Consider the following 22,806-nt stretch of genomic DNA (forward strand, 5'->3'; position numbering starts at 1 on the left):
TCGTTTTCGTAGCCATGTCCCCACCGTGGGGGAGCCGCGGAGACGGCGGGAGAGACGCGTCTGTCCAGGGAGCGGCACTCCCTGGATACGGGTCCGGATCCGAGGGATCCTGAAGTGGTGGACCGAACCGAACTCGCCGACTTCCTCCGCCGCGCCCGTGCCCGCCTGACCCCGGGCGACGTGGGCCTCGCCGCGGGCCCGCGGCGCCGCACCCCGGGCCTGCGCCGCGAGGAGGTGGCGCAGCTCGCCGGGATGTCCACGGACTACTACACGCGGCTGGAGCAGCGCCGCGGCTCCCACCCGTCTCGGCAGCTGCTCACCGCCCTCGCCCGCGCCCTGCGGCTCACGGACACGGAGCGCGACCACCTGTTCCACCTGGCGGGCGACGAGCCGCCCCGGCCGGGCGGCTCCTCCGACCATGTCCGCCCGGGGCTGCTGCTGATCCTGGACCGGCTCCACGACCTCCCGGCGATGGTGGTGAGCGACTGGGGCGAGGTGCTCGCGCAGAACACCATGGCGGTGGCCCTGGCCGGTGGTGATCACACCGGGACCAATCTGATCCGTCGCTGGTTCACGGTGCCGGGTGCACGGGAGCTGTCCCCGCCCGAGTACCACGAGCTGCACGCCCGTGCGCACGCGGCGAGCCTGCGGGCGGTCGTCGGGGCCCGCCCCGACGACCCGGGCCCGGCCGCACTCGTGGCCGAACTCCGGGCCGCGTCGGAGGAGTTCGAAACACTCTGGAAGTCGCACGACGTCCTGGCGCGCCGCCCGTCGCCGAAGCGGTTCCTGCACCCCGTGGTCGGCCTCCTCGACCTCGACTGCGACGTGCTGCTCAGCGACGGCCACAGTCAGCAGCTCGTCGTGCACTCCGCGCGGCCGGGCACCCCGACGTACGAGCGCCTCGAACTCCTGCGGGTCATCGGTCTCCAGGACCTGAGCCCCGGCCCGCAGGAGCAGCCGCCGCCCCGTCACCCGATCCCCTGACGGTCCGGGCGCAGGGCGAACGCCCGTCCGGCCGCCTCGGGAACCGCGCGCTCCACCGCTTCCACGAGGAGTACGCGGTGCCTGAGCAGCGCTTCCTTCCGCTCCTCGGAGGCGAGCAGCAGCAGATCATCGAGCCCGGCCAGCAGCCGCCGCGTGACCTGAGGGCTCGAGGCGGCGCACCACCGGATCTCCTCGAACGCGAGATCCACGAGGTCCGTCCACCCCGGCACCTGCTGGACGAGCCGCACGTCGCCCCGCCGGTCCCGGTGGTGCAGCGGGGTGAGCGGCAGACGGACGGCGACGGCGAGGTACTGCACGATGCGGTCCAGGCACTGCACCGCGGTGGTCGGATCGTTCACGGAGGACGACAGGGCACGCAGCGCGATGTCGGACAGCTGCCGCAGACCGAACGCGGGATCCTGGAACAGGGTGCGCTCGACGCCGACCGAGACCGTGTGCCTCAGGGAGCGCCGGGGCGGCGCCGCCCCGCCGTGCACGGCCAGCACCGGCGTGCCCGGCACCAGGAAATCCCCGGTCCGGGGCACCAGCCGCAGCACGACCCCGTGCCGACGCGCGGCCCGCACCAGCCGTGCCACCGCCACGCCCCTGAGCACCCCCGCCCGCTCCCGGTGCGCCACGTGCGCGGTGACGGGCCCCAGCGAAGGCTCGTCCCCCGCCCCTTCCGGCTGCCGTGCGAGCGCACGCAGCGACTCGCCGGCGATGTGGTCGAGGACCGGCCCGACCTGCATCAGCCGCAGGGTGGAGGAGACGTAGGCGACGAACAGCAGCAGACTCAGTCCGACCAGCCCGAGCGTCAGCAGGCTCTGGAGCAGGGGCGCCGACGTCACCCGGTGGGGATCGGGCTCGGCCCCACCCTCGTACGAGGTCAGCACCAGGAGCGAGAACGCGAAGGTCGCGAGGAACACCGTCAGCGTGAGCTTGCTGATCCTGCTCCGTACGAAGATCCGGACGACGCGCGGGGTGAGCTGCCCGCTCGCCATCTGCACCGCCACCAGCGAGATGCTGAACACGACACCGATGAACGTCATCATCGCGGCGCTGACCGTGGTGACGATCGTCCGCGCGTCCCCGGCGAACGTGAGGAGGTCCCCGAGCTCCTCGTAGGCCCCCTCCTCCTTGAGATACGCGACGATGCGCGTGTCCAGCTCGGAGAGGGCCAGCCACAGCGCGAAGGCGCCCACGAGCCCGGCGGCCGGCGCGCACCAGAAGGTGTCCCGCAGCCGCTCCCGCAGCGAGGCCAGGGCGCGGGGCGGCCGCGGGACGGATGTGCTCGTGCCACTCGGGCCGCTCTTGCCACTCATGCCCGCGAAGGTAGCCCGACAGCACGCCGTGTACACGGCGCGCCACGGAGTGTGCGCAGCGGGACGCCAGGAGCGCCTGGGCACGCCCGCACCGCACTGACCACCTAAAACGCAGGTGAGAGGCACCCCAAACCCCTGGTATTGTTTTCTTTGTCGCCACGGGGAGGACCCCGGGACGACAGACACCTTGTCCGGGTGGCGGAATGGCAGACGCGCTAGCTTGAGGTGCTAGTGCCCTTTATCGGGCGTGGGGGTTCAAGTCCCCCCTCGGACACATATTCCGTACCGCGCGGTTCTTGCGCGGACGGCATCGGCGCCCGTTTCCGGCCTTCGGCCGGAGCGGGCGTTCGTCGTTTCGCTCCGCTGTCCGAGGTCGCCCCGAGGTCGTGCCCGGGCCGGCCGACGGAGTGCAGGCTTCCCCCCCCGTCCGGCGCATGCCGGGGCCGCGCGTTCGGAGATCGAACACCCATTGTGCGGGCGAGAGTTGGCTGTTAGCCTCCCGGGCGATCGGTCGTTTGTTGCGGAAATGATAAGTGGGGTCCGCGACTTCGGGGGAGGATCGTCACTGTGGGGGGTGGAGTGGATCCGCGTAGTGTTGCCGGAATTCTGAACTTCGAACGACATGTGGTCCCTGCTGTTGACCGCTTCAGGGACGCCCAGCAGGACGTAGGCGCGGAACGAGCGCTGGCTGATGTGATCGCGGCGGTCGAAGGAGTGGCCGGCCTCATGCCCGACCGTCAGCTCGCCGCAACGGTGCGGGACTTGAGGGCCTGGCAGGAGTCCGGGTGTACCGGCGTACCGGATTTCGACGCCACGCGGGACGCCGTGCCCGCTCCGCTGGACGGTGAGGCGGCCGCGTTCGTCGGGCCCGTGATCCTCCCCAACAGCGATCGCCGCGAGGTCAAGCTCGAAGCGTTCTCCGTCGTCCGGCAGGACCCCGACTGCACTCCGTATCTCCAGGCCGCGTATCCGCATCCGAAGGCGATGTTCCAGTCCACCCGCCTGCTGTCCGCCTCGCGAGGACTGCGGGAGGGGAACTGCGTGGTGTTCTTTCCCGAGAACATTCCGACGGCCACGCCCTGCACGCAGCAGAACTTCGCATGGTTCTTCTTCAGCCGGCATGTGGACATCTACGCCGACACCCTGGCGATCACGAGCCGGCTGTGCGGTCCCGGATCGCCGTTCGCCGGTGAGTCGCGGCTGGTCTCCGCGGAGGTCGACCCGGAGGACGTGTACCAGGCCCGGTGCATCTGGGGTTACCTGCACGACTACTTCCACCACACCGGCCCCCGCCCCCTCGACCAGCACCTGGCGTTGAAGACGACCTGGCGTCCCGGGCTCCTCGAGGAGCTCAAGGTCGACATGAAGTCGGCGATCGCCTGCTTCGAGGAAGAAGTGCCGTTCGGACCGGTCGTCTTCGAGTACATCCTGCTGGAACGACTCTTCCGCTACCCGGCGCAGCCTGATCCGCTGCGCAACTTCGACGCGGGCACCGGGTTCGCGCTGGGTACCTGGCTGGCCGAGCACGGACTGTTCACCGACGACGGCCGGGGCCGGCGCACGCTGGCCCCGAAAGCGGAGATCGTGGCGAGTGTCCGCGAACTCATCGGCCTGATCGAGGAGATCGAGACGATCGCGGAGGACGACGCCTACCGGAAGGCGGCCGTCGACTTCCTCTACGAGAAGCTGCTGCGCCGTCCCGAGGCCAAGCCCTACCGGTACGGTGGCCCCCTGGCACCACTCAGTCTCTGGGGTGCCGAGGTCCATGTCTGACGAACCAGGGTCCAGCAGGGACGAGTTGGATCGAATACGCCGGGAGCCGGGCTTCTGCCGCTACCCCACGAGCCATATGGCCGTAGTGGAGTGGGACGCGGACGCCGGCTGGTCCGGCCCCACCGTCGAGCCGTACGGCGCGTCCCCGATGGACCCGAGGACCCTCGGCCTCCACTACGGACTGGCCGTCTTCGAAGGACTGAAGGCGTTCCGCGGCCAGGACGGGTCGGTGTCCCTGTTCCGCCCGGACGACCACGGCGACAGGCTCGGACGCTCAGCCGAACGGCTGGCCATGGCCGAGATGCCCGCCGACCTCTTCACCCAGGCCTGCGCCCGCCTGGTCGCCACTGTCGAGCACTGGGTGCCGGGCGGGTACGGGCAGAGCCTGTACATCCGGCCGTTGCTGCTCGCCACCGAGGCCGAGCTGGGTCTGCGGCCGTCGCGGAACTACCGTTGCGTCTTCCTGGCCTACCCCGCCGACCCCTGCTTCGGCTCCGGCTTCCATCCGCTCGCGGTCACCACCGCGACGGAGGAGGTACGGGCCGTGCGCGGCGGCACAGGTGAGTCGAAGTGCGCCGGCAACTACGCCGCGAGCCTCTACACACGAACGCGGGCCCAGGCGGCGGGCTACGACGAGGTCCTGTGGCTCGACGGACTGGAGCGCCGGTGGGTCGAGGAACTCAGCACCATGAACGTCTTCCTCGTCTGGCGCGACGAGCACGGCACGCGCCTGACCACGCCTCCTTGCGAGGGGACGATCGTCCGTGGTCTCACACGTGACTCGCTCCTCACGCTGGCGGGGGACCTGGGCCTGCCCGTCACCGAGGAGCGCACCGCGATCGACGACGTACGCGAAGGAATCCGCTCCGGCCGCCTGACCGAGATGTTCGCCTGCGGGACGGCCGGCGTGGTCATCGCCGTGAGCCGCATCGGCACCGGCGGCGAGGACATGACCATCGGCACCGGCGGCGAGGGCCCGGTCACCGAACGTCTCCGGGGCGCCCTGCTCGACATACAGCAGGGACGTACACCCGACAAACACGGGTGGCTGTTCCGTGTCACCGGAGCCGCCACCACCACCCACACAGACGAGAGCGGAGGGCGGCACACATGAACCACCGCTCGGGAGCGACAGCCGACCTCGACCACACACTGTCGGGAGTCACCCGGATCCACACACTCGGCCCCACCGGGACGAACCTGGAGAAGGCGGCCCACCACTGGTTCGCCGGCCGGCGGGTCACCGGCACGGTCGTCCTCCACGCCGAGGTGGAGGACGGGCTCGACGCCATGAACTTCGACGGCACCGAGGCCATCCTCGCGTGCGCCGTCTACCCTCGCCTGCACGACCTCGTCTTCGGCAATCTGCACCGCCTGGAGATGGTGGACAGCTTCATCCTCGACACCCACGACATGGTCCTGGCCAGCCGGCCGGACCAGGGGACGGTCACCACGATCGTCACCCACCCCGCCCCCAGCTGTCTGGTCACAGGCAGAGGTGACGTCTCCCTCACGAGCAGCAACTCCCGCGCGGCCGCCCTCTGCGCCGCAGGGGAGTTCGACGCCTGCGTCACCACCGACGCGGCAGCTCACGCCGAGGGGCTGCGGGTCGTCGAGAACTTCGGGCCGGTGCCCATGGTCTTCACACTGCACTCGGGCAAGGCCGTCGAGGGCCCCCCGCCCGGGGCGGTGTGATGCGGAGCACCGCCCCGCCGTCCGGCCGACGCATGCCCGGGGCGTTCCGGGCCCTCATGGTGAGCGAAGCCGTGTCCTCGGCGGGCTCGCAGTTCACCCTCGTCGCGCTGCCCGTGCTCGCCGCGGCGGGCCTGGGCGCGTCCCCGTCGCAGATCGCTCTGCTGAGCGGGGCGCAGTTCGTCCCCGTCCTCGTCGTCACGCCCTACGCCGGGAAACTGGCCGACATGCGGGACCGGGCCCCTCTGCTGTACATGTCCCACTTCGCGCGCGCCGTCGTCCTGCTCCTCGTGGTGACGATGTCCGCGGCGGAGTTGCTGAACTACGGGACGCTCTTCGCGGCCGCCGTACTGCTGGGCGCCTTCACCGCACTGTTCGACACCTCCCTGCTCGCCTACGTCCCGGACACCGTCGACTCCCCGGAGCTGACACGGGCCAACGGACAGCTGGCATCGGTCAACGCGGTCTCGCAGACCGCGGGGCCGGCCGTGGGCGGCCTCGTCGTCTCCGGTCTCGGCCCGCTGCTCGCCGTCGCACTGGACGCCGTCTCCTACCTGGTGGGCGGAGCGGCGCTGCGGATGCGTCCGAAGCCTTCCCGGCACCGGGCCCGCAAGGAGAACGCGACCATTCGCGCCGGGTTCACCGCCGTCGCCGCGTCCGACCCGCTGCGCCGCCTGGTGGCATCCGGATCCCTGTTCAACCTGGCTGAACAGGTCGCTCTGAGCGTGCTGTTCATCGCTGTGGTGCAGGAGGCGGACCACTCCGTCGCGTTCCTCGGCTTCGGCTTCAGCGCCGCGGGCATCGGCAGTGTGATCGGCGCCAGAGCCACATCCAGATACGGAGGCGGTGACGCCGGCCGGTCCTGGGTGTGGGCCCTGCTCCTGTCACAGGCCGCGCTGCTCGCCGCTCTCTGGTCGCTCCGTCTGGGCGCCTGGGGCGTCGCGGCCTTCATGGCGGGCATGTTCGTGTACGGCGCCGCCATCGCCTACTACAACGTGCACGCCCTGACGCGACGTCAGATCGTATCGCCCACAGGGATGCTGGGCCGCGTCAACGCCGTCTACCGCACGTTCGCCTTCGGCGCCATCCCCGTCGGGTCGGGCCTCGCCGCGCTCCTGCTGCTCTTCACCGACGCTCCGACGGCGGCCACTCTCGTCGCCGTGCTGAGCGTGGCGGCCACCTGGATCCTCATCAAGGGGAACTACTCGATCGAGAGGCGGGACGAGGCATGGACCACCGGCTGACCCCCTTCGTGGTGAGCGAGCAGTCGCGGCTCGACGCCTCCGGCACCGACGAGTCCTGGCTCGACGAGGGCGGTTTCTACACCTCTCGACGCTGGACGGTCTCCCAGGAGGGCGACCGCGGATTCAGCACGGCCTATCTGGTCGGGCACGACGAGGAGACCGGCCGGACCGCCGCGCTCGTCCCCTTCCACATGGCTCCCGGCGGCGACAGCAACCCCCTCTACAACGAGACCACACTGCTGGGGCGGACCCCGGACATCCAGATGCTGGCCGGTTCCCGCACCGGGTACGACAACCGGGTGCTGCTGCGCCCCGGCCTGTCGGGCGCCGACCGGTCCCGGCTCATGACCACCCTCTGCACCCGGCTCCTGGATCGTGCCGAGGAGTACGGGGCCCGGCACGTGTCCTGGTGGTACCTGCCGGACGAGGAGGCCCGTGAGCTCGGGGGCCTGCCCGGGTTCGCCACGGTCACCACGCCCTGCCTGCCGACCGCTGTGGTCCGCCCGCGCGGCGCGACCTTCGACGCGCACGTCGCCGCCCTGCCGGCCTCGCGGCGCTCGCTGGTCCGGCGCGACCTGAAGCGGCTGGCGGCGGGCGGCTACCGGACCCGGACCCTCCCCGCCGAGTCGGTCCCCCTGGAGAGGTACGCGCCTCTCGTCGTCCAGGTGCAGGTCCGGCACGGCGAGGAGCTGAGCGAGGAGGGCGCGGTCCGCTACCTCCGTCGCTGTCTGAGTATCGGCTCCGGCGACGACGTGGTGATCACCGAGGTGCTGGACAAGCAGGAACGCCCGGCCGCCTTCGCGCTGGGGATCATCCATGGCCGGACGCTGCACATGCGGGTGTTCGGCTGCGACTACCGGGCCGGCCACGGCACCAGCGGCGAGTACTTCGAAGCGACCGTGTACGAGCCGCTGAGGATCGCCCTGGAACGAGGCCTCGACGCGGTCCACCTGGGGGTCACCTCCTACCGGGCGAAGTCACTGCGGGGCGCCGAACTGCGCGCCCGTCGAACGCTGTTGATGTCCCGCTCGGAGCAGGACCTTCCCACGCCCGCACCCGACTGGAGCTTCCTCGGGGACGATGAGCGTTTCCTCGCAGGCGGACCATCGGAGGTCATCTCGTGCTGATCGTCGTACAGCCCCTTTCCGCGGGCGCGCGTCTCGTCTCCAGGGTGGTGCGGTCCGGGGTTCCCTGTCTGGTCCCCACCCAGTACCCCGAGCTGCTGCCCCCGGAGGTCACCGCGGCCGCCACCGTCGTGGACTGGCACCCCGACCAGGGTGTACCCGGTCTGCTCCGCTGCGTCGAGGAGTCCGGGGGGCGGGCCACCGGCGTGCTCGCGGGCTTCGAGTACGTGGTGCCTGAGAGCGCGCAACTGGCCAGGTCGCTGGGGCTCCCGGCGCTCGGCGCGGACGCGGCTGAAGCGGTACGGCAGAAGGACGTCATGCGGCGGCGGTGTGCCGAGCGGGGCATCGCGTTCCCCCGCTCCGTCGCCGTCCCCCGGGAGGCCGCAGGGCCGTGCCCGCTGCCGTTCCCGGTCGTGGTCAAGCCGGTCGACTGCGGGGGCAGCCTGCTGGTGAGTCTCTGCCGTGACCAGGAGGAGTACGAACAGGCCTGTGCGTCCGTGCACCACCCCGGGGAGGTGAAGTTCCACCCCAGCCCCCGGCGGATCGCCCTCGTCGAGGAGTACGTCGAGGGACCGGAATTCTCCCTCGACGGCTGGGTGGACGCGGGCGGGCCGCACGTCGCCAGTGTCACGACCAAGTTCGTCTCGGACCCGCCCTACTTCTTCGAGACGGGCCACATCGCCACCGCTCCGGCACACTCCCCGTACGGCGAGGTCCTCGAGGGGTTCGCGCAGAGCGTCGTGGCGGCGTTCGACCTGTCGGTCGGCCCGTTCCACATCGAGACCCGGATCGACCGTGCACGCGGGCCCGTGCTGATCGAGGTCGGTGCCCGGCTGGCCGGCGACAACATCCCCGAACTCGTGCTGGACGGCCCCGGGGTGGACCTGTGCGCGGCGGCGGCGGACGCCGCCCGAGGCCTGCGGCACCCGGAACCGCCGGCGTCGCCGGTCAGCGCGGGCCTCGCCTTCGTCACCACCGGCCGGCCCGGCCCGTACGCCGGCACGCTCACCGGCTTCGAACCGTTCCCCGAGGCCCCCGAGTTCAGGGGTCTCGTCCCTGAGGCGGACCCGGGAGCGGTTCTCGACCCGGACGACATCTTCAGCAACCGGGTCGCCCGGGTCCACTTCGAGGGAACCCTCGACCGGGTCGAGCACCTGGTCGCCTCGGTCATCAAGGACGTCATGGTCGACATCGAGGTCGACAACGAGAACGGTGATCTCAAGAAAGAGGAAGCTGCCCGCGTATGAGCAACGAACTGACCGTTACGCCGACCGCCGCCCCCCGTCCCAAGCCGGAGGCGGGCTCGTCCACCGGGACGATCCTCACCGACCACGCGTTCTTCATGCGCTCCGGGAAGCGCCGCAGCTGGCAGGGACTGACCGTCGCCGACCGGGACACCATCCCGGCGCTGCGGCCCACCGCCGCCGCCGTGCAGGGCGGACAGGTCGTGGTGGACGGGCTCAGGGCGTACCGGATGACGGATGGGACGGTCTCCGTGTTCCGCCCCGACAGCCACATCAAGCGGCTCAACAACGGAGCCCGCCGACTGGCCCTGCCCCAGGTCGACTTCGACCGGGTGTGGAGCTCGGTACGTGCCCTGGTGCAACTGGACCAGGAGTGGCTCCCCGAGGCGCCGGGCGGAGCCCTGAACCTGCGCGCGGTGCTGGCCGCCGACGGTACGGGACTGACCGCGGGGCCCGTGGACGCCTGCCTCTTCTACGTACTGGCATCCGTGGCCGACCAGGACGAGGCGGGAGGGAAGGCGGTACGGGCGATGACGCTCGACGGCTACGTCCGCGCCTGGCCCGGAGGCTTCGGCGACATCAACGCCGTCGGCACCCTCGCGATGGGCGTGGTGCCGGGCGAGATCGCGGCCAACTACGGCTACGACCACGTGCTGTGGCTCGACGGTCCGCAGGGCCGCCTCGTCCAGCAGATCGGGAACCTCAACGTCTTCTTCGTGATCGACGGGGCCCTGACCACACCGCTGCTCGACCGCTCCGTCCTCCCCGGCATCACACGCGACTCCATCGTCAAGCTGGCGCGCGACTCCGGGACGGCGGTCGTGGAACGGCCGGTGGAGCTGGCGGAGATCCTCAAGGGCATCGCGGACGGCACCGTCACCGAGTGCTTCGCCACCGGGACGGAGGCCGGGGTGGCGCCGGTGACCTCACTCGGTCACCAGGGGGAGGAGTACCGCCTCGCCGACACGGCGGGGCCCGTCACCACGCGCTTCCGCGGTCTGCTCCAGGGCCTCCACCGGGGTGAGGCGGTCGACCGCTTCGGGTGGATGCGACGGGTGACCGAGGTCGCGCCGGTCCATGCCTGAGGGCGCCCGTATTTCCTGTGGTGAGAGCCGCGCCGAGAACGTCCTGGAAGAAAAGCCTGGAGGTACCGCTGACATGGCCTATGTCGTCACCGACGAGTGCATCGGCTGCAAGTACACGGACTGTGTGGACGCCTGTCCCGTGGACTGCTTCCACGAGGGCCCCGACATGCTCTACATCGACCCCGAGGAATGCATCGACTGCAACGCGTGCGTCGCCGAATGCCCGCCCGAGGCCATCTGGGCGGACGTCGACCTGCCGGAGGACAAGCTCCGGTGGATCGAGATCAACGGAGAGATGAGCGGAAAGTACCCGGTCCTCCTCGAGAGCCGTGGTCCCAAGGGACAGCCAGAAAGCCAGCCTTCCTGACCAGAGAGCGGGAACCGACGTCATGACGACCCAAGTCGAAAACCCCTTCATGCTCGGACTGGACTCGAACTTCTACCTGAAGGACGAGTTCGAGAGCCCGGAGAAGCGCACCAACGTCACCTGGTTCTACCCGAAGATCTGCGGCTTCCAGGACGCCCTCGACGACGAGGCGAAGAAGGCGGAGTACTTCTCCTTCCTGGACCGTCAGTCCCACCCGGAGCAGACCGACATCCTGCTCTACTTCCACATCCCCTTCTGCGAGGCGTTCTGCAACTTCTGCGCGTGCTTCAAGGAGTCTGCGGCGAAGTACCAGGGCGAGCGGCAGAAGCGTTTCGTCAAGGCGATGGTGCGGGAGATCGAGCGTAACGCCCGGTCGAAGTACTTCCAGGGCACGAAGATCAAGTACGTCCAGTTCGGCGGTGGCACACCCTCCGCGCTGGAACAGGAGTCGATGGCCGACATCCTGGAGGCCGTGCACCGTGAGTTCGACCTCAGCGAGGTCGACGGAATCTCCCTGGAGGGCAGCCCGCTGGGCCTGTCCAAGGACGGGTACATCGAGATGCTCAAGTCCCTGGGCATCACCCGCATCTCGTTCGGTGTGCAGACCCTGGACGAGGAGATCCGCCGGAAGCTGACCATCAAGGCCACCGTCGAGCAGGTGCACCAGACGGCCGAGAACATCCGCCGGGCCGGCATCCGCACCTTCGCGCTGGACCTGATGTACAACCTGCCGGGGCAGGACGACGAGGTCCTCGCCCGGGACCTGCAGGGCATCTGCGCCGAGCTTCGGCCCAGCTTCGTCCAGACCTACCGCTTCAACCAGTGGGAGGGGACGCGGCTCGACCAGCAGATCCGCGCGGGCAAGGTGGCCGACGTCAAGCCCTCGGGCAGCATCGAGCGGGTTCAGTACCGGCAGATCAAGGACGGGCTCGCGTCGTACGGCTACGACAAGCAGCTCCTGATCAACTTCTTCACCCACCTGGACGACCCGGGCGAGATCGGCCTGAACCACGCCTGCGGAGGCAACGGCTACCGCGCCAGCTACACGCTGGGCATCGGCCCCGCCGCCGAGAACTACATGGGCGAGCGGAGCTATCGGAACCACACCGACGTCGAGCGGTGGATGCGTGACGTCGAGGCCGGGATCCTCCCCATCGAGCAGGGCCGGATCTGCAGTGACGACGAGGTCGAGAACCGCGTCATGGTCTTCTTCCCGGTCTTCGGCAGCGTCCGCAAGGAGGACGTCGCCAACTTCGAGAAGTACCGCCGGGAAGTCGACTGGCTGGTCGAGGGCGGCTACGCCGTGGAGACCGACGAGGAGCTCACCCTGACCGAGTCCGGCCGGGAGAACGCGGGCAACATCGCCTTCCTCTTCTACTCCGACGAGGAGAAGGCCAGGGCCCGCCGCACCATGTACCTCTCGCTGAAGAACAAGCGGAACCCGTTCCACCAGGACCAGCAGAACATCCCGCGGACCCCGCTCTTCCTGCAGACCCGCCCCAAGACGCAGGACGAGAAGCCTGCCGCCCCCGAGAGGAGCTGAACCGAGGGTGAACGACCGCAAGACCCAGGCGGACATCGAGAACGACCTCCGTGAGGTCATCGCCCAGATCTTCCCGCACCAGAAGGTCGACCTGACCTCCAGCACCCCGCTCTTCAACGGCGGGCTCTCGCTGAACTCGACCCAGATGATCGAACTCACCCTGGCCTTCGAGACGTTCTACGACATCGAGCTCGAGCCGGAACTGCTGACGGTGGAGAACTTCGCGTCCCTGGGCTCCCTGTCCGAGCTGATCCAAGAGCTCCTGGACGACGAGGTGTCCACTGTCTGAGATCGCCACGACGGGACCGGCGGAAGCCGGCTCCCGTTCTCCAGCGGACGTGCGGATCGTCCTGATCCACGGAAACGCCGGGGCGAGCGTCGAGGGCATCTGGTTCCCGTACCTCAGACGGGAGCTGGAGGCCCTCGGCCACCGGGTCGTGGCCGAGACCTTCCCCGACCCCATCAAGGGCCGCATGCGGTACTGGCTCCCGTACCTCACGGACGTCATCCGCCCGGACCGGAACACGGTGATCGTCGGGCACTCGTCCGGGGCGCTGACCGCCTTCCGGTACGCGGAGACGGCGCCGCTGCTCGGCACCTTCGCCGTGGCCGGCCACCACAACGACTGCGGCTTCGAACTGGAGCGCCGCAGCGGGTTCTTCGACCGGCCGTGGGACTGGGAGGCGATCCGGCACAACCAGCGATTCATCGCACAGTTCCACTCGAAGGACGACCCCTGGGTCCCCTTTGACGTCGCCGAAGAGCTGCACCGTCTGACCGGCAGTGACTTCACGGTGATGGACGACATGGGCCACTTCGGCTCGTACGACCAGCAGATGGACACCTTCCCGGAGTTGCTGGACGCCATCCGGTGCCGGCTGGAGGACCCCGCGACCTGGCAGGAGGAAGGATGAACGGCTTCGAGGACGGCACCGTCCCGCGGCTGGCGGACGGCATCCTGGAACGCCGGTGCGGGAGCGACGCCACGGCGGTGGTGGACCTGAGCACGGGGGAGCAGGTCTCCTACCGGACCCTGGCACGGCGGACCCAGGCGCTGGCGGACCTCCTCGCCCGGCACGGGGTCGGCAGGGGCACGACCGTCGCCATGGTCATGGACAAGTCCGCCGCCTCCGTGGCGGTCATGTGGGCCGCCCTGCGGCTGGGCGCCCGCTACGCGCCGGTGGACGAGTCACTGCCCTCGGCGAGGGTCGCACTGCTGCTCGGCATGTGCGCGCCCACCGTCACCCTGGTCCACCACCGGCACCGAGCCCTGCTCGACGGCGCGCCCGCCGGTACGGTCCTCACCGTCGGGGCGGAACCTCCGGAGGAACCCGGCGGGAAGCAGTGGGACCCCGCGGCCGAGACCGACGTCCGCCCCACGGACGCCTCGGACCGGAGCCCCGAGGACCACGCCTATGTCGTCTTCACCTCGGGATCGACCGGCCTGCCCAAGGGGGTCGTGATCAGCCACCGCTCCCTGTGCGCCCTCCTCGAAGGAGTGCAGCGGGTGGTCGGCTTCGACGACGGCATGCGTTTCCTCAATGTGGCGCCGCTCTTCTTCGACGCGTCGGTCGTCGACCTCTGGTCGACCTTCCTGGTCGGGGGCAGCGTCCACCTGCTGCCCCGGCTGCGCGTGCCCTCGCAGATCACCCGGGCCTGCGAGGAGTGGCGGATCACCGACACCCTGCTCGTCTCCTCCGTGGTCCGTATGCTGGTGGGCCGTTTCAGCGATGCCGGCCGCCGGGATCTGAGCTCCCTGCGACGGCTCTGGTTCGGTGGCGAGTCCTGCCCCGTTCCGGTGCTGCGCGCGTTCGCCGCCATGGTGCCGGGACTCACCTACGTCCACGGATACGGGCCGACCGAGACGACGCACAGTGCGACGCTCTTCCTCACCGACGACATCGCCGGTCACGACGAGGAGTTCCTGCCGATCGGAAGCCCCCTGCCGTCCGTCGACCTCCTCGTCGTCGACGACGGCCTCCGGCCGGTGCCCGACGGCGAGACCGGGGAACTCCTCATCGGCGGACCGCAGGTGATGGCGGGTTACTGCGGTGACCCGGAACGCACCGAACGCGCCCTCGTCAGCCCTCCGGGCTCCGGCGGAGCCCGCTACTACCGGTCCGGTGACTACGTCCGCCTCCGGGACGACGGCGCCCTCATGTTCCTCGGCCGGCGCGACGACGCTCTGAAGGTCAACGGCAACCTCGTCCACCTGTCCGAGGTGGAGGCGGCGGCACTCGCCGTGGAGTGGGTGACGGACTGCTGCGCGGTTCCGGCCGAGCACCCCGTGGCAGGGAAGGTGATCGGCCTGTTCGTCCTGGGCCGCCGGGACGGCACGGGCCCGGACGAGGAGGAGCTGCGCCGTGAACTGGCCCTGCGGCTGCCCGCCTACATGATCCCGGCCCGGATCGACTTCCTGGCCGACGAAGACGTCGACCTGACCGCTTCCGGCAAGCTCGACCGCAACCGCCTGCGGGAACTCACGAACAAGTGAAGGGAAGTCACCACATGGTGGAGGACGAGCTCGCCTCCTTCGGGCGGCGCGGCACGGTGACCGTCGTCCCCCGCTCCGCCAGGGGGCTCAGCCTGGGAGGTGACCCCGCGCGGCTCCTGCTCCACCCCGTGGAGGACTTCCTCCCGGAGCCGGCCGTGGTCGACCGGCTGGCCGACGCCTTCACCCGCGAAGGGCTGGCCGTCGAGGCGCGCTCCGACGCCGGTCTCACCGTCAGCGGTGAGAACCGGCTGGTCGAAGAGGTCTTCGGCAGCCCGGTGGTGCCCGTGCGCAACAAGTACATCAGGGAGTCGGTCCGCTACGAGCTGTCCGCGACGGGCACGCTCCGGTCCCGGCTGCACCCCGAGCTGATCACCGAGGTCCGGGCGCCCCGCGCGGGCTTCGAGCTGGCGCCGAGCGCCGTCCCGCCGCTGCCGCAGACCGCCGGGTACCTGAGGCTGCCCGAGGACGCCGCGCGGCTGGCCGGTGCCGACCGGCTGCACGCGTCCGGCATCCGGGGCGACGGCGTCCGGGTGGTGATGGTGGACACCGGACTGTACGACCACCCGCACCACCGGACGCACGGCTACACCACGGCCGTGGTCCCGGCGCTGACTCCGCTCGACCCCCGGAGCGACGAGCGAGGGCACGGTACGGCGATGTCGGCGCTGCTCCTGGCAGTGGCTCCGGGAGTGTCGCTCACCATGGTCAAGATGGCGGGCGAGGCGTTCTCCTTTCCGGTCGCGGCCTTCCAGCGGGCGGTGCAGTTGGAGCCGGACATCATCTCGTGCAGCTGGGGGACCCTGCGGGAGGAGCCCCACCTCCATCTGGAGGTGGCCAACGCCGTCCGGCGCGGGATCACCGTCCTGTTCGCCGCAGGAAACGGCTCCACCGACCGGCGTGACGCCATGTTCCAGTCGGTGGCGACGCCCGGGGCTCTCACGGTCGGCGGCGTCCACGTGGGGCCCGGCGGGGAGCTGCGCGCCTCCGATCTCGCTTCCAGCTACCGGTCGGCGGTCTTCCCCGGCCGGACCGTACCGGACGTGTGCGGCCCCTGCGGGATGCTGCCCAACGGCGACTACATCGTGTTCCCGACCCAGCCGGGCTGCCTGTTCGACCGGCGTAACAGCAGCTACGACGGAACGGCTCCCGACGACGGCTGGCTGGTCTCCAGCGGCACGTCGGGGGCGACGGCCTACGCGGCCGGTGTGGCGGCGCTCGCCGTTCAGCAGGGGATCGGCCAGGGCCGGGCCCTCAGGACGGAAGACCTGGTGAGCGCCTGCCTGCCGGTGACCCAAGGGCGTTCCATCACCGGGGACGACTGCGGCGGAGTGTGCCCGAACCCTGCGGTGGGCCACGGCCTCCTCACCGTCTGAGCCGCCCGGCCGCCGACAGCGGCCGGGCGGTCGCACCGCGAGCGCCGGGGGATGTCAGACGAGGCGCCGCATCCACCCGTGGGGGTCGTTCGCCCGGCCGAACTGGATGTCCACCAGCCGTCGGCGCAGACGCGTGGTCACCGAGTCCTCGGCCCCCGTGTCCGGCGCGGTCACCTCACCGTCGTTCCGCACCAGCCGCCCATGGGAGTCACCGCGGCGCCGGTGCCGCAGGCGAACACCTCCCGGATCGCTCCCGTCCGCGCGCCCTCCTGCCATTCGGTGATCTCCACCGGGCGTTCCTCCAAGTCCAGCCCGATCTCCTTGGCGAGGTCGAGGATCGAGGCGCGGGTGACACCTTCCAGGATGGTTCCGAGCTCCGGGGTGATCAGACGCCCGTCGCGCGTGACGAGGTACAGGTTCATGCCGCCCAGCTCCTCGACGTAGCGGCCCTCCGTCGCGTCGAGGAAGCAGACCTGGTGGCAGCCGTGCTCGGAGGCTTCCAGCATCGGCGCCAGGCTCGCCGCGTAGTTGCCACCGCACTTGGCTGCGCCGGTCCCGCCGCGCCCGGCACGGGTGTAGTCCGTCGACAACCAGATCGACACCGGCTTCACCCCGCCGGAGAAGTACGGGCCGACCGGCGAGGCGATGACCATGTACGTCACCTCGGCGGCGGGCCGCACCCCCAGGAAGGGCTCCGAAGCGAACATGAACGGCCGTAGACACAGGCCCTGTTCACCTTCGGCCGGCACCCACGCCCGGTCCGCTCGGACGAGCTCACGGACCGACTCGAGGAAGAGGGACTGCGGGAGTGCGGGGAGTGCCAGGCGCGGGCGAACCGCTCACCGTTGGCCTCCGGACGGAAAGTCCGGACGGACCCGTCGGAGTGCCTGTAGGCCTTCATCCCCTCGAAGATCTCCTGCGCGTAACGCAGGACCGCCGCTGCCGGATGCATCGGGATCGGAGCGAACGGAACCACAGCGGCGTCGTCCCAGCCACGCTCCTTCGTCCACACCCCCCCCCGGGCCATGTGGCCGGTGAAGTACCGGCCGAACCCGGGGTCCGCCAGGATCTCGGCGCGCCGGGCGGGGCTCGCCGGATCGGGGTTGGGCTGAACAGTGAACCGCAGACTCATCGCGGAGACTGTCCCGGTCGTCGTTCAGGAACGTGGTGTGTGGCCCATCATGAAGTGACGGTTCGGAACCCTGGCGGTCGATCAGTTTGCGGAGCGAGAGAAATGGATCTTGAAATGGCGGGCGGCCCGGCCATCGGGAACGAGGACATCGGACGGGTGGGAGAGGCCGCCGCCGGTCTCGTCGGCAGGCCGGTGCTGTGCGTGGGGACCGACCTGGTCGACGTGGACGAGATGCGGGCCACACTGGCCCGCCAGCCCCGCTTTGCCGCCCGTGTCTTCACGCCCGCCGAGCGCGCCTACTGCGAGATCCCCGACGACTCCGCCGAGCGCTATGCCGTGCGGTTCGCCGCCAAGGAGGCGGCACTCAAGGCCCTGGGTGTGGGCCTCACCGGTTCGGTCCTGACCGAGATCGAGGTGCTGCACACCCCGTCCGGCAGCCCGGCCCTCCAACTCACGGGCCGAGCGGCGGCGTTGGCCGAGAAGGCCGGTGTCCGGTCCTGGCTGGTCACTCTCACCCACAGCCGGAGCCTGGCGCACGCCTTCGTGGCCGGCCTCCCGGGCTAAGAACTGTCCCGTAGTCCCTGGCGGGCGCACGACGACAGCTACGGCACCTCGCCGCGTTGTCGGAACGCCCGGATACATCCAGCATGCGAAGGCCCCTCCGCCCAGCGAAGCACCGCATCTGACGCCGCGCGCTGATCCACCAGGGATTACGGGGCAGCCCTTAGGGCCTCTCGTCCGGATCAAGCCGGATCACGATCCGGTCTCGGGCGACCCTCAGGGTCTTGCTTTCGGCCGTGTAATCGATTCCAATCATCCGTGTAATCGATTCCACGGCTCGTTTCCGCTGGTCTCGAGGGTCACGGAAACCACAAGGAGGTGGTCCGGAAATGGCGAGCATCAAGGATGTCGCGGCCCAGGCAGGAGTCTCTGTCGCCACGGTCTCACGCGTCCTCAACAGCCATCCCTCCGTCAGCCCGGACGCACGCAGACGTGTCCTCGCCGCCGTCGACGCCCTCGGCTACCGGCCCAACGCCGTGGCCCGGTCGCTGCGCACCGACCAGACACGCACGCTCGGCCTCGTCATCAGCGACGTGCTCAATCCGTACTTCACCGCGCTGGCCCGCTCCGTCGAGGAGGAGGCGCGCGGACTCGGCTACAGCGTGATCATCGGCAACGCCGACGAGCGGCTCGAACAGCAGGACCACCACGTCCGTACGCTCCTGGACCGCAGGATCGACGGGCTCCTGGTCTCGCCCGCCGACGGGGACTCCCCGCTGCTACTGGACGTCGCGCGCACCGGAACCCCGATGGTCTTCGTCGACCGCTGGATCCCCGGGGTGGACATCCCCGTCGTGCGCGCTGACGGGCACCGGGCCATCCAGGACCTGGTCGCCCATCTGCACGCCCTCGGCCACCGCAGGCTCGCCATCATCGCGGGCCCGGCCGCCACCACCACGGGCAACGAACGCGTCGAGGCCTTCCGGGAAGCGATGCGAACCCACGGCCTCGCGCTGCCCGACTCCTACATCGGGCAGGGTGACTTCCAGGCCGACAGCGGCCGGCGCGCCACCGAGAGCTTCCTGTCGCTGCCGGAACCGCCCGAGATCGTGTTCGCCGCCGACAACCTCATGGCGCTCGGCGCCCTGGACGCGATCCGCGCACGCGGCCTGCGTGTCCCCGAGGACATCGGGATCGCGGCCTTCGACGACATCCCGTGGTTCCTTCACACCGCCCCGCCGATCACCGCGATCGCTCAGCCGACCGGCGATCTCGGCCGAGCCGCCGTGCGCGCGCTGATCGACATCGTCGAGGGCCGCCCCCCGCAGTCCGTGACCCTGCCCGCCCGCCTCGTCGTACGCAGCTCCTGCGGCGAGCGCCCATCCACCCCCGGGAGCAACGAGTGAGCGAATCAGTCGAGTTGCTGCGCATCGAAGGCGTACGCAAGACCTTCCCCGGTGTCGTCGCGCTGGACAGTGTCGACTTCGACCTGCGCAGCGGCGAGGTGCACGTCCTCCTCGGTGAGAACGGCGCGGGCAAGAGCACCCTCATCAAGATGCTCTCCGGCGCCTACCGCCCGGACCGCGGCCGGATCTTCGCCGGCGGCCAGGAGGTGCGCATCCACGGAGCGCAGGACGCCGAGAGGCTCGGGATCGCCACGATCTACCAGGAGTTCAACCTGGTCCCCGACCTCACCGTCGCCGAGAACATCTTCCTGGGCCGCCAGCCGCGCCGCTTCGGCATGATCGACCGCGGGCGCATGGAGGCCGACGCCGAGGTGCTCCTGCGCCGTGTCGGCCTGCACGTCTCACCCAGGGCCAGGGTCCGTGAACTGGGCATCGCCCGGCTGCAGATGGTCGAGATCGCGAAGGCGCTCAGCCTGGACGCACGGGTCCTGATCATGGACGAGCCGACCGCGGTCCTCACCTCCGAGGAGGTCGACAAGCTCTTCGCGATCGTGCGGCAGCTACGCGCGGACGGCGTCGGCGTCGTCTTCATCACCCACCACCTCGACGAGATCGCCGCACTCGGCGACCGCGTCACCGTCCTGCGCGACGGCCGTAGCATCGACCAGGTGCCCGCCTCGACACCCGAGGCGGAGCTCGTCCAGCTCATGGTGGGACGCAGCATCGACCAGCAGTACCCGCGCGAACGCCCGGAAACAGGGCCGTCGTTGCTCTCGGTTCGCGGCCTCACCCGGGACGGAGTGTTCCACGACATCAGCTTCGACGTGAAGGCCGGTGAGGTCGTCGGCCTCGCCGGACTCGTCGGAGCCGGCCGCACCGAGGTCGCCCGCGCGGTCTTCGGCGCCGACCCCTATGACGCCGGAACCGTCGAGGTAGGCGGCGAGCGGCTGGGCAAGCATGACGTGACCGCGGCCATGGGTGCCGGGATCGGGCTCGTCCCCGAGGACCGCAAGGGCCAGGGGCTCGTGCTCGACGCCTCCGTCCAGGAGAACCTCGGCCTGGTCACCCTCCGCTCGGCGACTCGCTCCGGCATCGTCGACGTCAAGGGCCAGCGCACCGCCGCCGCCCGCATCGCCGAGCAGCTCGGCGTACGCATGGCGGGCCTCGGCCAGCACGTCCGCACCCTCTCCGGCGGCAACCAGCAGAAGGTCGTCATCGGGAAGTGGCTCCTGGCCGACACCCGGGTCCTGATCCTCGACGAGCCGACCCGTGGCATCGACGTCGGCGCGAAGGTCGAGATCTACCAGCTCATCAACGAGCTGACGGCCTCCGGCCACGCCGTCCTGATGATCTCCAGCGACCTGCCCGAGGTCCTCGGCATGAGCGACCGGGTCCTGGTCATGGCCCAGGGCCGCATCGCCGGAGAGCTCCCCGCCCACGAAGCCACCCAGGACGCCGTGATGGCCCTCGCCGTCAGCGCCGCGCTGGTGATCGCCCCCGACAAGCACGCAGAGCACGCAGAGAACGCAGAGGAGAGCCCCCGTGGCCACTGACACGCATCCGAGCAAGACGGGCGCGGGCGGCGCCGGACACACCCTTCGCCGCCTCCTGCTCGACAACGGCGCGCTCAGCGCGCTGGTCGTCCTCCTGGTGGCGATGTCGCTGCTCTCCGGCGACTTCCTCACCACCCAGAACCTGTTGAACGTCGGTGTCCAGGCCGCGGTGACCGCGATCCTCGCGTTCGGCGTCACCTTCGTCATCGTCTCGGCGGGCATCGACCTCTCCGTCGGCTCGGTCGCCGCGCTCTCCGCCACCGTCCTCGCCTGGTCGGCGACGTCCGCGGGCGTCCCCGTCTGGCTGGCGGTCATCATCGCCGTGGCCACCGGCATCGCCTGCGGCTTCGTCAGCGGCGCCCTCGTCGCCTACGGCAAGCTGCCGTCGTTCATCGCGACACTGGCCATGCTCTCCGTGGCGAGGGGGCTGTCCCTGGTCATCTCCCAGGGCCGGCCGATCCCCTTCCCCGACTCCGTCTCCGTGCTCGGTGACACGCTCGGCGGCTGGCTGCCCGTCCCGGTCCTCGTGATGATCGCGATGGGCCTGATAGCGGCACTCATCCTGGCCCGCACCTACATCGGCCGCTCCATGTACGCCATCGGCGGCAACGAGGAAGCGGCCCGGCTGTCCGGACTGCGCGTCAAGAAGCAGAAGCTCGCCATCTACGCCCTCTCCGGCCTCTTCGCCGCCGTGGCCGGCATCGTCCTCGCCTCCCGTCTGGTCTCCGCACAGCCGCAGGCGGCACAGGGGTACGAACTCGACGCGATCGCCGCGGTCGTCATCGGCGGCGCCAGCCTCGCGGGCGGCGTCGGCAAGGCGTCCGGCACCCTGATCGGCGCACTGATCCTCGCCGTGCTGCGTAACGGCCTCAACCTCCTGTCCGTGTCCGCCTTCTGGCAGCAGGTCGTCATCGGCGTCGTCATCGCCCTCGCGGTGCTGCTGGACACGCTGCGCCGCAAGGCCGGTTCCGGCGCATCCGCCGGAGGCGCGTCCGCCGCGCCCGGATCACCCGGAAAGGGCCGCAAGGGCGCGATGCAGCTGGGCATCGCGGTGGTCTGCCTGGCCGCCGTCATCGCCGCCGTGACCTTCTTCAAGTCCGGTTCCTCCGGCACCACCACCAAGGTGGGCATGTCGCTCTCCACCCTGAACAACCCCTTCTTCGTCCAGATGAAGGAGGGCGCCCAGCAGGAGGCCGAGAAGGCGGGGGTCGACCTCACCGTCACCGACGCCCAGAACGACGCCTCCCAACAGGCCAACCAGCTGGAGAACTTCACCAGCTCCGGCGTGGACTCCGTCATCGTCAACCCGGTGGACTCCGACGCGGTCGGCCCCGGCGTCCGCAACGCCAACAAGGCGGACATCCCGGTCGTCGCCGCGGACCGGGGCGTCAACAAGGCCGAGACGGCGACACTCGTCGCCTCCGACAACGTCGCGGGCGGCAAGCTCGCCGCGAAGACACTCGCCGACCGGCTCGGCGGCAAGGGCAGCATCATCGTCCTCCAGGGCACCGCCGGCACCTCCGCCAGCCGTGAGCGCGGCGCGGGCTTCGCCGCAGGGATGAAGGCGTACCCGGACATCAGGATCGTGGCGACCCAGCCGGCCGACTTCGACCGCACCAAGGGCCTGGACGTCATGACCAACCTGCTCCAGTCCCACCCCGGCGTCAACGGCGTCTTCGCCGAGAACGACGAGATGGCGCTCGGCGCGGTCAAGGCACTGGGCGGCAAGGCCGGCAAGTCCGTGCCGGTCGTCGGCTTCGACGGGACCCCCGACGGCCTGACGGCGGTCGAGGCGGGCACCCTGTACGCCTCCGTGGCCCAGCAGCCCGGGGAACTGGGGAAGATCGCCGTACAGAACGCCGTCAAGGCTGCCGACGGCAAGAAGATCGACAGCATGGTGAAGGTGCCGGTCAAGGTCGTCACCCGGAAGAACGTCGCCGACTTCTCCTGATCACGAAAGGCACTGCCC

The 22,806-nt window shown here is 70.2% G+C and carries 19 protein-coding genes, 1 tRNA gene and 1 pseudogene; 19 read left to right on the forward strand and 2 right to left on the reverse strand.

From position 1 onward, the window contains the following. Positions 1-117: 117 nt before the first annotated feature. Positions 118-984, forward strand: a complete 867-nt coding sequence (locus tag ACIQM3_RS23420; RefSeq protein ID WP_401627206.1) for a helix-turn-helix transcriptional regulator — start codon at positions 118-120, stop codon at positions 982-984. On the opposite strand, the gene ACIQM3_RS23425 is transcribed toward ACIQM3_RS23420, so the two are convergent. Next, positions 969-2,306 carry a DUF2254 domain-containing protein gene (locus ACIQM3_RS23425; protein WP_401627208.1) on the reverse strand — a complete coding sequence of 446 codons (1,338 nt, stop codon included), beginning with the start codon at positions 2,304-2,306 and terminating at the stop codon, positions 969-971. The two genes, ACIQM3_RS23420 and ACIQM3_RS23425, sit on opposite strands and share 16 nt — an antisense overlap. A gap of 189 nt (positions 2,307-2,495) precedes the next feature. On the opposite strand from ACIQM3_RS23425, the gene ACIQM3_RS23430 reads away from it, so the two are divergent. The 14 genes from ACIQM3_RS23430 to ACIQM3_RS23495 all read left to right on the forward strand — a co-directional run bounded on the left by ACIQM3_RS23430 (position 2,496) and on the right by ACIQM3_RS23495 (position 16,245). Continuing rightward, a tRNA-Leu gene (locus tag ACIQM3_RS23430) sits at positions 2,496-2,580 on the forward strand. A 350-nt stretch (positions 2,581-2,930) separates the two neighbouring features. Next, on the forward strand, positions 2,931-4,079 hold the full coding sequence (locus ACIQM3_RS23435; protein WP_401627210.1) for a DUF6421 family protein: 1,149 nt from the start codon (positions 2,931-2,933) through the stop codon (positions 4,077-4,079). Beyond that, entirely contained in the window at positions 4,072-5,193 is a 1,122-nt protein-coding gene (locus ACIQM3_RS23440) for a branched-chain amino acid aminotransferase (protein ID WP_401627211.1), read from the forward strand. Before ACIQM3_RS23435 ends, ACIQM3_RS23440 begins: the two co-directional genes overlap by 8 nt. Next, positions 5,190-5,774, forward strand: coding sequence for a bacilysin biosynthesis protein BacA (locus ACIQM3_RS23445; protein ID WP_401627212.1), 585 nt, complete (start codon positions 5,190-5,192; stop codon positions 5,772-5,774). The genes ACIQM3_RS23440 and ACIQM3_RS23445 overlap by 4 nt, the downstream gene beginning before the upstream one ends. Further along, on the forward strand, positions 5,774-7,015 hold the full coding sequence (locus tag ACIQM3_RS23450; protein ID WP_401627213.1) for an MFS transporter: 1,242 nt from the start codon (positions 5,774-5,776) through the stop codon (positions 7,013-7,015). The genes ACIQM3_RS23445 and ACIQM3_RS23450 overlap by 1 nt, the downstream gene beginning before the upstream one ends. Beyond that, complete coding sequence (locus ACIQM3_RS23455; RefSeq protein ID WP_401627215.1) at positions 7,000-8,142, forward strand: GNAT family N-acetyltransferase; 1,143 nt, start codon at positions 7,000-7,002, stop codon at positions 8,140-8,142. Before ACIQM3_RS23450 ends, ACIQM3_RS23455 begins: the two co-directional genes overlap by 16 nt. Then, positions 8,136-9,386: an acetyl-CoA carboxylase biotin carboxylase subunit family protein gene (locus ACIQM3_RS23460; protein ID WP_401627216.1), complete on the forward strand. Its 1,251-nt coding sequence runs from the start codon at positions 8,136-8,138 to the stop codon at positions 9,384-9,386. The genes ACIQM3_RS23455 and ACIQM3_RS23460 overlap by 7 nt, the downstream gene beginning before the upstream one ends. Continuing rightward, on the forward strand, positions 9,383-10,468 hold the full coding sequence (locus ACIQM3_RS23465) for an aminotransferase class IV (RefSeq protein ID WP_401627218.1): 1,086 nt from the start codon (positions 9,383-9,385) through the stop codon (positions 10,466-10,468). The genes ACIQM3_RS23460 and ACIQM3_RS23465 overlap by 4 nt, the downstream gene beginning before the upstream one ends. A 73-nt stretch (positions 10,469-10,541) precedes the next feature. Then, positions 10,542-10,835 (forward strand): ferredoxin family protein, encoded by a 294-nt coding sequence (locus tag ACIQM3_RS23470; RefSeq protein ID WP_401627220.1) that lies wholly within the window; start codon positions 10,542-10,544, stop codon positions 10,833-10,835. Positions 10,836-10,857: 22 nt separating this feature from the next. Continuing rightward, a complete protein-coding gene (locus ACIQM3_RS23475) occupies positions 10,858-12,378 on the forward strand; it encodes a coproporphyrinogen-III oxidase family protein (RefSeq protein WP_401627222.1) in 1,521 nt (506 codons plus the stop codon). A 7-nt stretch (positions 12,379-12,385) separates the two neighbouring features. Continuing rightward, positions 12,386-12,667, forward strand: coding sequence for a phosphopantetheine-binding protein (locus ACIQM3_RS23480; RefSeq protein ID WP_362928106.1), 282 nt, complete (start codon positions 12,386-12,388; stop codon positions 12,665-12,667). Between the two features lie 49 nt (positions 12,668-12,716). Further along, a complete protein-coding gene (locus tag ACIQM3_RS23485) occupies positions 12,717-13,292 on the forward strand; it encodes an RBBP9/YdeN family alpha/beta hydrolase (RefSeq protein ID WP_401627224.1) in 576 nt (191 codons plus the stop codon). Then, a complete protein-coding gene (locus ACIQM3_RS23490) occupies positions 13,289-14,872 on the forward strand; it encodes an amino acid adenylation domain-containing protein (protein ID WP_401627226.1) in 1,584 nt (527 codons plus the stop codon). The genes ACIQM3_RS23485 and ACIQM3_RS23490 overlap by 4 nt, the downstream gene beginning before the upstream one ends. Positions 14,873-14,886: 14 nt before the next feature. Further along, positions 14,887-16,245 carry a S8 family serine peptidase gene (locus ACIQM3_RS23495; RefSeq protein ID WP_401627227.1) on the forward strand — a complete coding sequence of 453 codons (1,359 nt, stop codon included), beginning with the start codon at positions 14,887-14,889 and terminating at the stop codon, positions 16,243-16,245. Positions 16,246-16,299: 54 nt separating this feature from the next. On the opposite strand, the pseudogene ACIQM3_RS23500 reads toward ACIQM3_RS23495, so the two are convergent. Continuing rightward, positions 16,300-17,377: pseudogene (locus tag ACIQM3_RS23500) on the reverse strand (branched-chain amino acid aminotransferase). A gap of 102 nt (positions 17,378-17,479) precedes the next feature. Between ACIQM3_RS23500 and acpS the strand changes: the two are divergent. From acpS to ACIQM3_RS23520, 4 genes are all read left to right on the forward strand, one after another. Beyond that, complete coding sequence (acpS, locus tag ACIQM3_RS23505; RefSeq protein WP_401627228.1) at positions 17,480-17,941, forward strand: holo-ACP synthase; 462 nt, start codon at positions 17,480-17,482, stop codon at positions 17,939-17,941. Positions 17,942-18,267: 326 nt separating this feature from the next. Further along, complete coding sequence (locus ACIQM3_RS23510; RefSeq protein WP_401627230.1) at positions 18,268-19,284, forward strand: LacI family DNA-binding transcriptional regulator; 1,017 nt, start codon at positions 18,268-18,270, stop codon at positions 19,282-19,284. Then, the gene (locus tag ACIQM3_RS23515) at positions 19,281-20,837 is read left to right on the forward strand and encodes a sugar ABC transporter ATP-binding protein (protein WP_401627232.1); all 1,557 of its coding nucleotides are present in this window, start codon (positions 19,281-19,283) and stop codon (positions 20,835-20,837) included. The genes ACIQM3_RS23510 and ACIQM3_RS23515 overlap by 4 nt, the downstream gene beginning before the upstream one ends. After that, positions 20,827-22,788, forward strand: a complete 1,962-nt coding sequence (locus ACIQM3_RS23520) for a substrate-binding domain-containing protein (RefSeq protein ID WP_401627234.1) — start codon at positions 20,827-20,829, stop codon at positions 22,786-22,788. Before ACIQM3_RS23515 ends, ACIQM3_RS23520 begins: the two co-directional genes overlap by 11 nt. Positions 22,789-22,806 lie beyond the last annotated feature (18 nt).

This window comes from Streptomyces sp. NPDC091271, from assembly GCF_044757505.1.
Lineage (GTDB): Bacteria > Actinomycetota > Actinomycetes > Streptomycetales > Streptomycetaceae > Streptomyces.

Bases quoted from the DNA above. Each gene is read 5' to 3' on its own strand.
- ACIQM3_RS23440 (WP_401627211.1), top strand. From the start codon at position 4,072: ATGTCTGACGAACCAGGGTCCAGCAGGGACGAGTTGGATCGAATACGC.
- ACIQM3_RS23445 (WP_401627212.1), top strand. From the start codon at position 5,190: ATGAACCACCGCTCGGGAGCGACAGCCGACCTCGACCACACACTGTCG.
- ACIQM3_RS23510 (WP_401627230.1), top strand. From the start codon at position 18,268: ATGGCGAGCATCAAGGATGTCGCGGCCCAGGCAGGAGTCTCTGTCGCC.
- ACIQM3_RS23455 (WP_401627215.1), top strand. From the start codon at position 7,000: ATGGACCACCGGCTGACCCCCTTCGTGGTGAGCGAGCAGTCGCGGCTC.
- ACIQM3_RS23495 (WP_401627227.1), top strand. From the start codon at position 14,887: ATGGTGGAGGACGAGCTCGCCTCCTTCGGGCGGCGCGGCACGGTGACC.
- ACIQM3_RS23450 (WP_401627213.1), top strand. From the start codon at position 5,774: ATGCGGAGCACCGCCCCGCCGTCCGGCCGACGCATGCCCGGGGCGTTC.
- ACIQM3_RS23465 (WP_401627218.1), top strand. From the start codon at position 9,383: ATGAGCAACGAACTGACCGTTACGCCGACCGCCGCCCCCCGTCCCAAG.
- acpS (WP_401627228.1), top strand. From the start codon at position 17,480: ATGGATCTTGAAATGGCGGGCGGCCCGGCCATCGGGAACGAGGACATC.
- ACIQM3_RS23470 (WP_401627220.1), top strand. From the start codon at position 10,542: ATGGCCTATGTCGTCACCGACGAGTGCATCGGCTGCAAGTACACGGAC.
- ACIQM3_RS23490 (WP_401627226.1), top strand. From the start codon at position 13,289: ATGAACGGCTTCGAGGACGGCACCGTCCCGCGGCTGGCGGACGGCATC.
- ACIQM3_RS23425 (WP_401627208.1), bottom strand. From the start codon at position 2,306: ATGAGTGGCAAGAGCGGCCCGAGTGGCACGAGCACATCCGTCCCGCGG.
- ACIQM3_RS23475 (WP_401627222.1), top strand. From the start codon at position 10,858: ATGACGACCCAAGTCGAAAACCCCTTCATGCTCGGACTGGACTCGAAC.